The 14,183-nt window shown below is 63.7% G+C and carries 12 protein-coding genes; all 12 read right to left on the bottom strand.

Going from position 1 to position 14,183, the window contains the following annotated elements:
- Positions 1–26 precede the first annotated feature (26 nt).
- Positions 27–1,112 carry a tartrate dehydrogenase gene (locus tag ACUN0G_RS09660; RefSeq protein ID WP_445573212.1) on the bottom strand — a complete coding sequence of 362 codons (1,086 nt, stop codon included), beginning with the start codon at positions 1,110–1,112 and terminating at the stop codon, positions 27–29.
- Positions 1,113–1,132: 20 nt separating this feature from the next.
- Complete coding sequence (locus ACUN0G_RS09655; protein ID WP_445573211.1) at positions 1,133–2,593, bottom strand: NAD-dependent succinate-semialdehyde dehydrogenase; 1,461 nt, start codon at positions 2,591–2,593, stop codon at positions 1,133–1,135.
- A 117-nt stretch (positions 2,594–2,710) separates the two neighbouring features.
- Positions 2,711–3,868, bottom strand: coding sequence for an acetylornithine deacetylase (gene argE / locus ACUN0G_RS09650; protein WP_445573210.1), 1,158 nt, complete (start codon positions 3,866–3,868; stop codon positions 2,711–2,713).
- Positions 3,865–5,019 (bottom strand): NAD(P)/FAD-dependent oxidoreductase, encoded by a 1,155-nt coding sequence (locus tag ACUN0G_RS09645; RefSeq protein ID WP_445573209.1) that lies wholly within the window; start codon positions 5,017–5,019, stop codon positions 3,865–3,867. The genes argE and ACUN0G_RS09645 overlap by 4 nt, the downstream gene beginning before the upstream one ends.
- Positions 5,016–6,395, bottom strand: coding sequence for an FAD-dependent oxidoreductase (locus ACUN0G_RS09640; RefSeq protein ID WP_445573208.1), 1,380 nt, complete (start codon positions 6,393–6,395; stop codon positions 5,016–5,018). Before ACUN0G_RS09640 ends, ACUN0G_RS09645 begins: the two co-directional genes overlap by 4 nt.
- Complete coding sequence (locus ACUN0G_RS09635) at positions 6,377–6,685, bottom strand: (2Fe-2S)-binding protein (protein ID WP_076014590.1); 309 nt, start codon at positions 6,683–6,685, stop codon at positions 6,377–6,379. Before ACUN0G_RS09635 ends, ACUN0G_RS09640 begins: the two co-directional genes overlap by 19 nt.
- Positions 6,682–8,523, bottom strand: a complete 1,842-nt coding sequence (locus tag ACUN0G_RS09630) for an ABC transporter ATP-binding protein (protein ID WP_445573207.1) — start codon at positions 8,521–8,523, stop codon at positions 6,682–6,684. The genes ACUN0G_RS09635 and ACUN0G_RS09630 overlap by 4 nt, the downstream gene beginning before the upstream one ends.
- A gap of 1 nt (position 8,524) precedes the next feature.
- Positions 8,525–9,400 carry an ABC transporter permease gene (locus ACUN0G_RS09625; protein ID WP_258344740.1) on the bottom strand — a complete coding sequence of 292 codons (876 nt, stop codon included), beginning with the start codon at positions 9,398–9,400 and terminating at the stop codon, positions 8,525–8,527.
- Positions 9,397–10,353, bottom strand: a complete 957-nt coding sequence (locus ACUN0G_RS09620; protein ID WP_017478859.1) for an ABC transporter permease — start codon at positions 10,351–10,353, stop codon at positions 9,397–9,399. Before ACUN0G_RS09620 ends, ACUN0G_RS09625 begins: the two co-directional genes overlap by 4 nt.
- 13 nt (positions 10,354–10,366) lie before the next feature.
- The gene (locus ACUN0G_RS09615; protein WP_258344738.1) at positions 10,367–12,004 is read right to left on the bottom strand and encodes an ABC transporter substrate-binding protein; all 1,638 of its coding nucleotides are present in this window, start codon (positions 12,002–12,004) and stop codon (positions 10,367–10,369) included.
- A 95-nt stretch (positions 12,005–12,099) separates the two neighbouring features.
- Positions 12,100–13,374, bottom strand: a complete 1,275-nt coding sequence (locus ACUN0G_RS09610; RefSeq protein WP_421551651.1) for an NAD(P)/FAD-dependent oxidoreductase — start codon at positions 13,372–13,374, stop codon at positions 12,100–12,102.
- A gap of 21 nt (positions 13,375–13,395) precedes the next feature.
- The gene (locus tag ACUN0G_RS09605; protein ID WP_017478856.1) at positions 13,396–14,064 is read right to left on the bottom strand and encodes a haloacid dehalogenase type II; all 669 of its coding nucleotides are present in this window, start codon (positions 14,062–14,064) and stop codon (positions 13,396–13,398) included.
- Positions 14,065–14,183 lie beyond the last annotated feature (119 nt).

Here is a 14,183-nt window from a genome sequence, read left to right as displayed (position 1 = left end):
TCCCACTTTTTTTGACCGTGCGCGCTTTAGATCGGGAGCCTTTGGGCAATCGCCAGCCCGACATCCTGAGTAGAGCACTTCCCGCCCAGATCTGGCGTCACCACGCCCTCGGCAATCACCGACTCAATCGCGTGCAAGATTCCGTCATGGGCCGCCCGATACCGCTCATCCCCGTTGCCAAGGAAATCCAGCATCAACGCCCCCGACCAGATCATCGCTATGGGATTCGCAATGTTCTGCCCGTAAATATCCGGCGCCGAGCCGTGCACCGGCTCGAACAACGACGGAAAGCGTCGCTCGGGGTCGAGGTTGGCCGACGGCGCAATACCGATCGTCCCGGCGCACGCCGGCCCGAGGTCGGAGAGGATGTCGCCGAACAGGTTCGAAGCCACCACCACATCAAACCGGTCCGGTTGCAGCACAAACCGCGCGCACAATATGTCGATGTGCTGCTTGTCCCAACTCACTTCGGGGTAGTAGGCGGCCATCAATGCGGTGCGCTCATCCCAGTAAGGCATGCTGATGGAAATGCCGTTGGACTTGGTCGCCGCCGTGAGTTTCTTGCGCGGGCGGGACTGGGCCAGGTCGAAGGCGAACTTGAGGATGCGGTCGACGCCGCGCCGGGTGAATACCGACTCCTGCAGCACGAATTCATGCTCGGTGCCCTCGAACATCTTGCCGCCCACCGAGGAATATTCGCCCTCGGTATTTTCGCGGATCACCACAAAATCGATGTCCCCCGGCTCGCGCCCGGCCAGTGGGCACGGTACCCCGGGAAACAGTCGCACCGGGCGGATGTTCACGTACTGGTCGAAGTCGCGGCGGAACTTGAGCAACGAACCCCACAGGGAAACATGGTCCGGGACTGTGTCCGGCCACCCCACGGCGCCAAAGTAGATCGCATCAAACCCCTTGAGCTGCTCAAACCAGTCCTCGGGCATCATCTGCCCGTGTTCCAGGTAGTAATCGCAGTGGGCCCAGTCGAGCACTTCGATGCTCAGGTTCAGGTCCCAGATCCTGGCGGCCTGTTGCAGTACCCGCAGCCCTTCGGGCAACACTTCCTTGCCGATACCATCGCCGGCAATCGCGGCGATTCTGAATGCCTTGCTCATGGTGCGTGCCTCGCAAAAATTCAGTTCAAGCCGCCGATATGGAAGGCTTTGACTTCAAGGTATTCGTCCAGGCCGTACTTGCTGCCCTCGCGCCCCAGGCCCGATTGTTTGATACCGCCAAACGGCGCCACTTCCATGGAGATGATCCCGGTGTTGAGCCCGACCATGCCGAACTCCAACGCTTCGCCAAAACGCCACGAGCGCTGCAAGTCCTGGGTGAAATAATAGGCGCCCAGGCCATACGGCGTGGCATTGGCCAGGGCCAGCGCCTCGGCTTCATCCGTAAAGCGCATCAGCGGTGCCACCGGGCCGAAGGTTTCTTCATTGGCCAGCAACATGCCGGCGTGGGTGTCACCCAGCACCGTGGGCTGCACGAACTGGCTGTCACCCGTGGGGATCGCGCCACACAACAGGTTCGCGCCCTGGCTCAAAGCATCGTCGATATGCCGTGCGACCTTATTCACCGCCGCCGGGTTGATCAGCGGGCCGATGGTCACGCCCTCCTCCAGACCGTTACCGACCTTGAGCTTGCCTACCTCTTCCACCAGCCGTGCGGCGAAACGCGCGTAGATACCGGCCTGTACCAGGATGCGGTTGGCGCACACGCAGGTTTGCCCGGCATTGCGGAACTTGCTGAGCATCACCCCGGCCACCGCCTGTTCCAGGTCGGCGTCGTCGAACACGATAAAGGGCGCATTGCCCCCCAGCTCCAGGCTCAGACGCTTGATGTGCTCGGCGCTCTGGCGCATCAACAGGCGCCCGACAGCCGTGGAGCCGGTGAAGGAAATCTTGCGCACCGCCGGGTTGCCGGTCAGCTCCTCACCAACACCGGCGGGCAAGCCGGTGATCACATTGAACACCCCGGCCGGAATGCCGACGCGCTCGGCCAGCACCGCCAGGGCCAGGGCCGACAGTGGCGTGAGGTCCGACGGTTTGACGATGATCGGGCACCCGGCGGCCAGCGCAGGCGCACATTTGCGGGTGATCATCGCGTTGGGGAAATTCCACGGGGTAATGGCGGCGCACACGCCCACGGGTTGCTTGAGGGTCAGCAGGCGGCGGTCGCCACTGGGCGCGGGCATGGTTTCGCCGTAGACCCGGCGGGCTTCCTCGGCGAACCATTTGACGAAACCGGCCCCGTAGCGCACTTCGCCGCGGGCTTCGTTCAGCGGCTTGCCCTGCTCGCAAGTCATGATCAGCGCCAGGTCATCAAGGTTGTCGATCATCGCCTGGTACCAGCGCTCCAGCAGCGCCGCACGCTCGGCGGCCGGGCGTGCACGCCAGGCGGGCCAGGCACGTTCGGCGGCTTCAATGGCACGACGGGTATCCACCCCGTCCATGGCCGGAACTTGAGCGAGCAAATGGCCGGTGGCGGGGTCGCGGATGTCCAGAATGGCGCCGCTGTCGGCAGCGATCCACTGGCCATCCACATAGGCGAGTTCAGCCAGGAGGCTGGGGTCTTGCAAGCGATTCTTGAGCATGGTCGAGTCCTGATCCGAGACACGCTCCAGTCTAGGGAGGTGCCGCGAATCAGGATGCCGAAAGCGCAGCTTAAGCAGCGTCCCGTGCTGAAATTGCCCCCAGGACGGCAGGCTCTGCTAGGCCGTAAGCGAACCCAGCAAACCTTGCAAAAAGCGCTCGCCGGCGTCCATCTGGCTGATCTCGATAAACTCGTCGGGCTTGTGCGCCTGCTCGATCGAACCCGGCCCGCACACCACTACCGGCACATCCAGGCGCTGCTTGAACAGACCGCCCTCGGTACCGAACGAGACCTTGGAAGTGCCGGTGCCTGGCGCGGCGAATTGCTTGAGAAAACGCACGGCTTCGACGCTGGGGTGGGTGTCGAGACCGGGATACACATTGACGGTTTCGATTTCGATGGCCGCCACGCTGGACAACTTCTGTGCCTCGCGCACGATCACTTCAGCGCGCTCGCGCATCTGCTCCAGGAATTGGTCCAGATCGTCGGCAGGCAGGTTGCGCACTTCGAAATCCAGGGTGCACAGGTTAGGCACGATATTCAGCGCCTTGCCGCCGACAATCTGCCCCACATGCACGGTGCTGTAGGGCACGTCGTAGTCGCTGTCCTGCGCGCCGTGGCGTTGCAGCTGCTGCTGGCTCTCGCGCAGGGCAGCGATAAAGTCGCACGCTACATGAATTGCATTGACCGAACGTGGCGCCAGGGACGAATGGGCCTCCTGGCCCCGGCAATACGTGCGGTAAGAGCCCTTGCCCTTGTGGCCCAGCACGAACTGCATATTGGTCGGCTCTCCGATCACGCACAGAAACGGCCGCACCGGCGCCAGGTGCAGCACGTCGAGCAAGCGTCGCACACCGACGCAACCGATCTCTTCGTCATGGGACAGCGCCAGTTGCAGCGGGCGGTTCAGGCTGTGGTCGGCGGCCTCCAGCATCGCGTCGATGGCCAGGGCGATAAAGCCCTTCATGTCGCAACTGCCGCGCCCATAGATGCGCCCGTCCTGCACGGTGGCGGCGAAGGCGGGAAAGGTCCAGGCCTGCCCCGCCGCAGGCACCACGTCGGTGTGCCCGGACAGCAACACCCCGGGATGTTCCTTGGGCCCGGTGCTGGCGAACAGGTTGGCCTTCTTGCCGCTCTGGTCTTTGACGATCAGCGACTCGATGCCCTTGCTCAGCAGCAGGTCGCGCACATATTCAATCAAGGCCATGTTCGACTCCGACGACACGGTGTCGAAAGCCATCAACTGTTTGAGAATCTCGAGAACCCGGGGTTTCATGAGGCTTGGCTCCGTTGCTCGGCAGGTGGGGCGAACCGGGTGATGGAGAACGGTTCGATCGGGGTACTGGTGCTTCCGGTGCCAAGCAGTTCGGCCATGACATCGCCGACGCCCGGGCCGAGCTGGAAGCCGTGGCCGCAAAAACCGAACGCATAAAACAGGCCGTCGACGGTGCCGCTGGCGCCCATCACCGGCAGCGAGTCCGGCAGGTAGCCTTCGATGCCACTCCACACTCGGATGATATTCAGGTTACCCACGCCCGGCAGCAGGCGGCGCATCTGGCTGACCTGGTTGAGGATGCTGCGCGGTTCCACATAGGCGCGGCGGTTGAGCATGTCCGGCTTGCTGCGGTAACCGCCGCCGATGACGATATTGCCCCGGGGGATCTGGCGGAAGTAGATCACTTCTTCCGGGATCTTGGTGTAGACGCCGATCACCGTCGGCAATGCATAGGGCACCGGCTCGGTCACCGCCATTTGCGGGCCGTGGGTTTCCAGCGGTACCGGTTCGCCGAACTGCGCCGAGAGTTTCTGACCCCAGGCGCCGGCGGTGATCAACAGTTGCGCGGCGTGGAACTGGCGGCCGTCGGTGGTGGTGATATGAAAGTCGGCGCCGACCTTCTGCACCTCGGCGACTTCAGCGCGTTCTTCAATCTGCGCCCCCAGGCGTCGTGCAGCCCGGGCAAACGCCGGAGCGGCCAGGCGCGGGTTGGCGTGGCCATCGTGAGGCGCATAGGAGCCGCCCTTGACGTCGGGACCGAGGAAGCCGAAACGTCGATGCAGCTCGGCACCGCGATAAATTTTCAGGTCCAGCTGTTCAGCTTCCGGCGCGGCCGCATAAGCTTCCAGCTCGGCGATTTCGTCTTCGCGGTAACACACGCGCATGTGGCCACTGGGAATGAACTCCAGGTCATCATCGATCAGTTCCGGCAGGCGCTTCCACAGCGCCCAGGAGCGGTTGGCCAGGGCCAGTTGACCAAGGAAGCGTCCTTGCCGGCGCACGTTGCCGAAGTTGACGCCACTGGCGTACTGGCCGATCTGGTCGCGCTCCAGCAGGATCACCGACAGCCCGCGACGCCGCAGAAAAAACGCGGTCGCCGAGCCCATCACGCCGCCACCGACAATCACTACATCGGCTTTTTGTACACTCATGAAGGCACCTCCTCGGTGATCAGCATCGACAAGGGTTTGACCGGCGCCTGGCCGCGCTGGCGACCCACCTCTTGGACCTGCACGCCGGCAGCGGCGGCGATCACTTCAGCCCCGGCCTGGGAGCAATAACGCCCCTGGCAACGGCCCATGCCCACGCGGCTGAACGCCTTGGCGCGATTGACCTCGCAGGCGCCCTTCTCCTTCACCGTGCGGCGCAACTCGCCGGCGCTGATCATCTCGCAGCGGCACACGATGGCGCTGTCTGGCAAGGCCCTGGCCTGTTCACTGGGCCAAGGGAACGCCTGGGCCAGGCCGAGGCGGAACTGGTCCATCACTGCCAAGGCCTGTTGTTGTTCATCACGCAAGCCGGTGTCCACCGGTTGCTGCAGGTCTTCCAGCAGTGCCAACGCCACCAGGCGCCCGGCGTGCTCGGCGGCATCCGCGCCGCGAATCTTCGAACCGTCACCGGCCGCGTACACGCCCTTCACCGAGGTGCGTCCGGCGTCGTCGGTGGCCAGCCACCATTGGCTGGAGGCCTGATCAAACGCCATGGCGCACCCGGCCAGATCGCCCAATTGCGTCTCGGGGCGCAGGTGATAACCCAGCGCAACGGCATCGGCCTGCACCGTGACGTCCCGACCACTGCCCGTGGTGAACCGCACGCCCATCACACCCTTGGCGGCGTCGCCCATGACTTGCAGCGGCTTGATCCCCAGGTGCACCGCCACCTTGGCGCGGTACAGTTGCGCCAGCAGCTTGATCCCGGTGAACAGCAGGCCAGGCCGCGCCAATAGTTTGGGCATGGCCTTCAGGCGCAGGCTCAGTGGCGAGGTATCGAGCACGGCCGCCACCTCGGCGCCCGCCTTCACGTACTGGCTGGCAACCAGGTACAGCAACGGCCCGCTGCCCATGAACACCACGCGATGGCCGATGGACACGGCCTGGTTTTTCAAGGCGATCTGCGCCCCGCCCAAGCTATAGGTGCCCGCCAATTGCCAACCCTCGACGGGCATCAAGCGGTCAGTGGCGCCGGTGCACAGGATCAGCGCGTCATACTCCACGGTGGTATGGCGCCCCTGGCTCACGCAGCACAGTTGCCCCGGCGTCAGGTTCCACACCAGGGTGTCGGGGCGGTAGTCAATGGCACCGCGCAGGCGATCGAAACTCTGGTGCAGGTCCTGGGCCTTGGCGGCCTCGCTGCCGTACAGGGTGGTGTAGTCGCGGGTGAACCCGTCGGGCTGGCGGCGGTAGATCTGGCCACCGTCACGGCGGTTTTCATCAATCAGGATCGGCTTGATACCCGCCGCCAACAGGGTTTCGGCGCAGCGCACCCCGGCAGGTCCGGCGCCCACAATAACTACCCGTGCAGTGGCCATGTCGCCTCCGGTTGTGTGGTAACGATGTCCAGTCCGTCACGGACTTCATTGGAGCAGGCACGCAGGCGTTCGCCGCTGCGGGTCCATACCCAGCAATCCTGGCACGCGCCCATCAGGCAGAAACCGGCGCGGCGCCCGCTGTCGAATTCCGACTGGCGCAGCGCGTTGCCCTGGGTCAACAGCGCCACCATCAGGGTGTCGCCCTGCAAGGCCTCGATGGCTGCACCATCCACGGTCAGGCTGACCGTCGGCCGGCCCTGTTCGGCCAACCTCACAAAACGCCCCTTCATGCATAGGCTCCCAAGCTGGTGGTGGTGACGCCCCGCTGGGTATTCAGCAACTGGGCGCTGTCGTGGTGGCAAAGGATTTCACCGCCGTTGTCGAGGGCTCGGCGACTCGGCGCAGTGCGGTTGCACAGGCCGTCAACGCGTACCGGGCAGCGATTGAGGAAGGTGCACAGTTCCGACACGTTGGCCCGCTCGCCAATCGCTGGCAGCGTTTCGCACGTGGTGCCGCAGGTTTCCAGCCAGCCCTGGCGCAACTCGGGCACCGAGTGAATCAGCAGGTCGGTGTAGGGGTGGAACGGTGGCTCGGCAAACGACTGGCGGTTGCCGGCCTGCACCTTGTGGCCGCTGTACATCACCACAATGTCATCGCACAACGCACGCACGGTGGAGATGTCATGGCTGATAAACAGGTACGACACCCCCAGTTGCTGACGCAGGTCGCGCAGCAGTTCGAGGATCGCCGCGCCCACCACCGTGTCGAGGGCCGAGGTCACTTCATCACACAGGATCAGGTCGGGCTTGGCCGCCAGCGCACGGGCCAGGTTGACCCGCTGCTTTTGCCCGCCGGACAGCTCGTTGGGACGACGTTCGGCCAAGGTGCGCGGCAGGCGCACCAAGTCCAGCAACTCACCGACGCGCGCCTTCAAGGCAGCGCCCTTGAGGCCGAAATACATCTTCAGCGGGCGGCTGAGGATGGCCGCCACGCTGTGCATCGGGTTGAGCGCGGTGTCGGCGTTCTGGAACACCATCTGGATACGGCGAAACTGCTCCGGGCTACGCTCGGCGAGGCTGCCGCCCAAGGGTTGTCCGTCGAAGGTCAGGCCGCCGAGGGCCGGGGTCAACAGCCCGGCCACCACCCGCGCCAACGTGGACTTCCCGGAGCCCGACTCGCCGATCACGCCGATGGCCTGGCCACGGCGCACCGTGAGATCGATGTCTTCGAGCACCCGAATTGACGGCATGCCGTGCATGTTTTTGTTGCCGTAACCGGCGGTGAGGCCGCTGATGGTCAGCAGTGGCACGTCTTCGGCAATCCCGCTGGGCGGGCGGATGGTGGTGTCTGGCCGCGCCGCAGCCAGCAGGCTGCGGGTGTACTCGTGGGCCGGCGCCTTGAGCAGCGGCGCCGTGGCGCTTTGCTCGAGAATCTGCCCGCCATTGAGCACTACGATCTGGTCGGCCATTTGCGCGACCACCGCCAAGTCATGGGACACGTAAACGGCCGTGGCGCCGCGCTCACGCACCACCCGTTTGAAGGCGCGCAGCACGTCGATCTGGGTGGTCACGTCCAGCGCCGTGGTCGGCTCGTCGAGTACGACCAGCACCGGGTCGCTGATCAGCGCCATCGCCGCCATCACCCGTTGCAGTTGCCCGCCGGAGACCTGGTGCGGGTAGCGCCGGCCAATGCGCTCGGGATTGGGCAAGGCCAGGTCGCGAAACAAGCCGATGGCCTTGGCTTCCAGCTCGACCCGGGTGCCCAGGCCATGAATCAACGCGCCTTCCACCACTTGGTCGATGAGTTTCTTGGCCGGGTTGAAAGCCGCTGCGGCGCTTTGGGCGATATAGGACACGCGATTGCCGCGCAGGCCCTGCAGCTGTTTTTCGCTCAAGGCGAGCATGTCGTGTTCACCGACCTGTACCACCCCGCCGGACAGGCGACAGCCACGCCGTGCATAGCCGAGCAACGCCAGGGCGATGGTGGTCTTGCCCGAGCCGGACTCACCGATCAACGCCAGCACTTCACCTTTTTCAAGGGAAAAGCTCACGCCTTTGACGATTTCCACCTCGCCGCGCTCGTCTCCAGCAACGACACGCAGGTCTTCGACGCGAATCAATTGGGTCATTTCAATGGCCTCCCGTGCGTCGGCTACGGCGTGATGACAGGTAGTCGATCAGCAGATTCACACCAATGGTCAGTGTGCCAATGGCCAGCGCCGGAATGATGATGGCCAGCGCGCCCTGATTGAGGCCGCCGATGTTTTCGCGCACCAGCGAGCCGAGGTCGGCGTCTGGCGGTTGCACACCGAGGCCGAGAAAACTCATGCCGCTGAGCAACAGCACGATGTAGCCGAAACGCAGGCCCAGGTCGGTCAATACCGGGTTGAGCATATTCGGCAGGATTTCCATGCACGCCACGTACAACCGGCCTTCGCCGCGAGTGCGCGCAACCTGCACGTACTCCAGGGCCTCGATATTGACCGCCATGCTGCGGGCAACGCGGAACGAGCCCGGGATGTAACTGATAACCGCCGTGCAGATCAGCAGCGTCACTGACGAGCCAAATGCCGAGACCATGATCAGCGCAAGCATTTTGCTTGGGATCGAGATAAAGGCATCCATGATGCGGCTGATGATCTCGTCCAGCCACTTGGGCGAGACCACGGAGAGCAGCGCACACCCGGTGCCGAAGGTGCTGGCCAACAGCGCCGCCACCAGCGCCAGCCCGACGGTGAATCGCGCGCCCACCAATACCCGGCTGAGCATGTCGCGCCCCAGGTAGTCGGTGCCGAACGGATGAGTAAGGCTGAAGCCTTCGAAGATGTTGTCGGACACCACTTCACCCACCGGGTGTGGCGCCAGCCAGGGGCCGAACAGCGCCACCAGCAACCAGGCGACGCACACTACGGCGCCCACCAGCCCCAGCCAGGACGGGCCGCTGGAAACCTTGGCGAGGGCCAGCGCGGAGGACACAGGCTTGGATTTCGCAATGAGCGGGTTCATTGGTTTCTCAGCCTCGGATTGGACAGGATTGCGCACAGGTCGGCGATCAGCACCAACCCCAGGTAGGCCGCGCAGAACAACATGGTGCACGCCTGCACCAGCGCCATGTCACGGTTGGTCACGGCATCGACCATCAAGCTGGCAATGCCGGGATAATTGAAGATGGTTTCGACGATCACCACCCCGCCCAACAGGTAGGACAGGCTGAGGGCGATAGCATTGGCAATCGGCCCGATGGCATTGGGCAGGGCATGGCGCAGCACAATACGAATGGGGCTGACGCCTTTGAGTCGGGCCATTTCCACGTAGGGGCTGTCGAGCTGGTCGATCACGGCGGCGCGGGTCATGCGTGCCATTTGCGCGACGATCACGCAGCACAGCGTCATCACCGGCAAGGCATAGGTACGCATGAATTGCAGCGGTGAGGTGATGTCGCTGGCGTAAGACAGCGCCGACAACCAGCCGAGGTTGACCGCGAAGATCAGCACCGCCAGGGTTGCCACCAGAAACTCCGGCACCGCGACCATCGCCAGGGTAATAAAGCTCAGGCAGCTGTCGATGCGCCCGCCCCGGCCCATCGCCGAGCCAATACCCAGTACCAGTGCCACCGGCACCGAGACCAGCGCCGTGGCGCCCGCCAGCATCAGGGTGTTGGGCACCCGGCCCGCCATCAGTTCACCCACCGGCATGGCGTTGGACACCGACACACCCAGGTCGCCGGTGAGCAGGCTCATCAACCAGTGCAGGTAACGCAACACACCGGGCTGGTCCAGCCCCAGCTTCAGGCGCAGTGCCGCCACCTGTTCGGGGGTCGCGAACTGGCCGAGGGATTGCTGCGCCGCGTCCCCCGGCAGCACCGCCGTGATCGCGAACACGACCATGGACACGATCAACAAGGTCACGGCCCCGGCGCCGAAACGCCGGGCGATCAACCACAGTGTATTGCCATTCATCGCACTGCCCTCCTCACGCGTCCAACCACACCTGCTCGGCAAACATGTAGCCCATGAAACCGCCCAGCGGGTTGGTGCCGTAGCCTTTGATGCGCTGGTCGACACCGTCGATGTTGCTGATAAATACCGGTACACCGATACCGCAGTGGTCGTGCACCAGGGTCTGCATGTCGCCATACATTTTGGCGCGCTTGGCGTCATCGGTTTCGCCACGGGCCAGCATCAACAGCTGGTCGAACTGATCGTTCTGCCAGCCGGATTCGTTCCACGGCGCCTTCGACTGGAAGAACTGCGAGAACATCACGTCGGCATTCGGCCGAGGGTTGATGTTGCCGAAGCTCAACGGGTGCTTCATCCAGTGGTTGGACCAGTAGCCGTCGCTCGGCAGGCGGTTCACGTCCAGCTTGAGCCCGGCCTGTTTCGCCGATTGCTGCAACAGCACGGCGATGTCCACCGAACCGGTGGCGGCTGGCGATGCCATGACCGGCATAGTGATGCTTTCCATGCCGGCTTTCTTCAGCAGGAACCTGGCTTTTTCCGGGTCGTAGACCGTCTGCGGCAAGTCGGCGTTGAAGTAACGTGAACCCGGCGCGATCGGGTGGTCGTTGCCCACCACGGCAAACCCACGGAACACCGCAGACTTGACCTGCTCACGGTCGAGCAGCAGCTTCATGGCCTGGGTGAATTCCGGGCTTTTGCCGGGTAACTGGTCCTGGCGAATGATCAAGTCAGTGTAGTTGCCCGACGGCGCATCCACGACCCGGTGCTTGGTACTCGCGGCAATGCGCGTGGTGGAGCGCGGGTTGACCTCGTTGATCATGTGCACGTCGCCCGACAGCAACGCGTTGACCCGCGATGGCTCGTCGGCGATGGCAATGAACTCGATCTCGTCGAGGTACGGCAAGCCCGGTTTCCAGTAGTTCTTGTTGCGCACGGCAATCGAGCGCACACCCGGCTTGAACTCACCGACAGTGAACGGGCCGGTGCCAATGCCTTTGTTGAAGTCGGTGGTGCCCTCGGGAACGATCAACAAATGCGACACGGCGAGGATCGACGGTAACTCGGCGTTGGGCGCGCTAAGGCGAATTTGCACCTCGTTCGGCCCGCTGGCCTTGATCTCGGCGAACTGCTCCATCAGCGGCATGACTTTGGAGCCGGTAAGCGGGTCTTTGTGGCGGTTCAGGGAGAACACCACGTCGGCGGCCGTCAGGGCCTTGCCATTGTGAAAGGTCACGTCTTTGCGCAGGGTGATGGTCCACACCGTGGCGTCGGTATTGTCGATGCGCTCAGCCAGTTCCAGTTGCGGCACCAGGTGCTTATCGAAACGGGTCAGGCCGTTGTAGAACATGTAGTGGCGTGCATAGTCGGTGGACAGCGCGCCCTTGGCCGGGTCGAGGGTGTCGGCGGTGGAGCTGGACATGCCGGCCACGCGGATCTTGCCGCCCGGCTTGCCTTTGCCCTCGGTGGCCGCTTCATCGGCGAACAATTTGCCGGCGGCGCCGAACAGGCTGCCCGCGCCAGCGGCGGCGACCCCCGCAACGCCGAGCATTTGCAGGGCATTGCGGCGCGACATGCCACGGTTGAGACTTTCGAACACCCGCAGGCTTTCCTGGCCGGAGATGAGCTCGGGTGTGTTTTTGTTGTCAGTCATAGCAAGGCTACCTGTCGATAATCGGAAGAATCGAGTGCTCACGGATGTCCGGAGCGTCCTGGAAACGCAAACGACGGTCACGCAACAACGGCAACTCAGTGCAAATAGTCCTGGAAACGGTAATAGGCGCCCACGAACGGCAGGAACCAGGGTTTGCCGAAATGCCCGGGAATCGCCGGCCATTCCAGTTCACCCCACGGGTTGGCTGCCGTGTTGCCCGCCATGACGTCGGCCATGACCTGGCCCATGTGCACCGACATCTGCACGCCATGGCCGCTGTAGCCCATGGAATGGAACACGCCGCCATGCTGGCCGGCGCGGGGCAGGCGGTCGGACGTCATGTCCACCAGGCCACCCCAGCAGTAGTCGATCTTCACGTGCGCCAACTGCGGGAACATATTCAGCATCGCCGCTTGCAGCACCTTGCCGCTCTTGGCGTCGGAGACGCTGTCAGACATGGCAAACCGGGCACGCCCGCCAAACAGCAGGCGGTTGTCCGGGGTCAGGCGAAAATAGTTGCCGATCATGCGGCTGGTCACATAGGCGCGGCGCAGTGGCAGCAACTGATCGATCAGCGCTTGGGGCAAGACTTCGGTGGCGATGACAAAACTGCCCACCGGCACAATGCGCCGACGGTACCAACCGAGGTCGCCATGCTGGCAGGCGCCGGTGGCCAGCAGCACTTGCCCGGCGTGCAGCGAGCCTTTGGCGGTGTTGACCTGATAGCCGCCGGCCTGGGCCTTCCAATCCTTGACGGCAGTGTGCTCGTAGATCATCGCGCCGCGCCGCGCGGCCGCCTCGGCCAGGCCAATTCCGAAGCGACCGACATGCATCTGCACACCATTGCGCTGCAGCAAGCCGCCGTGGAACTGGGTCGAGTTGACTTCGGCACGGGTCTGTTCGGCGCTGAGCAACGCGACATCGGCATCCACCTCCTGGCGGATCAGCTCACAGGTGCGGGCCAGGCCTTCGTAATGCAGGGGCTTGGCCGCCAGCTTGAGCTTGCCGTTGCGCACCAGGTCGCAGGCAATCCCTTCCTGCTCGACCAACGAAACGACGGTCTGCACCGCGCTTTCATAGGCCTGGTAATAGGCGCGCGCCTTGGCGGCACCGAGGCTGGCGTGCAGCCCGGCATAATCCTGGGCCACGCCGGTGTTGCATTGGCCACCGTTGCGCCCCGAGGCCTCACCGATCACGCGGCCGGCGTCGAGCACCACCACACTCGCCCCTTTGCTCGCCAACGCACGCGCCGCCGCCAGGCCAGTGAAGCCACCACCGACCACCGCCACATCGACCTGCCCGGGCAAGCTGCCCAGTTGGGCACCGGTGAACGCCGGTGCGGTGTCGAGCCAATAGGATTCACTGCCCATGCTTTACCCCTTGGTGTGCTGTTACAGACCGACCAACGCTGGCAGCCCACCGATATCGGTGATCTGCTGGTAACCGTAAAACGCATTGCCTGGCACTTCGTGGCCACGGGCAACGAACGCCTTGTTTTTGATCTTCATGTCATGGGCCGGCATCAGGTCATAACGGAAGCTGGAAGACACATGCAAGATGTCGTCCGGGCCGCAACCCAGGTTATCGAGCATGAATTCGAAGGCGGCCAGGCGCGGCTTGTAGGCCTGGGCCTGTTCGGCAGTGAATACTTTGTGGAATGGCGCGCCGAGCTTGTCGACGTTGGACATGATCTGACTGTCGCTGGCGTTGGAGAAGATCACCAGGGGAATCTTGTCGGCAATCTTCGACAGGCCGGCCGGCACGTCCGCGTGGGGGCCCCAGGTCGGCACAGCGTCGTAATACAGCTGGCCTTCCTCGCGATACTCGATACCCCAGCGCTTGCAGGTACGGGCCAGGGCGGTCTTGAGAATTTCGTCGTAGGGGCGCCAGTCGCCCATGACCTGGTCGAGGCGGTAGGCGGAGAAGTCCTTGACGAATTGGTCCATCTGCTCAGGGGTGATGCGATCGGCGAAGAGCTCGCGGGTCATGGTGCCCATATGAAAGTTGGTCAGCGTACCGTAGCAGTCGAACGTAATGAATTTGGGACGAAGAAAGCTCATGGAGTGCGGTCCTGAAGTTCGTTGAGTGTGACAAGCGTTCACTGCCCTGGCGGCGGCTCCGCCTCGTTGCAGCACAGGTTCATTACACCACTGTGAAATCAGCATATGCCGTCTAAAAA

The sequence above is a fragment of the Pseudomonas sp. 32A genome (assembly GCF_052682255.1).
Note: the sequence above shows the minus strand (reverse complement) of the source record. Positions and strands in the feature narration are given on the sequence as shown.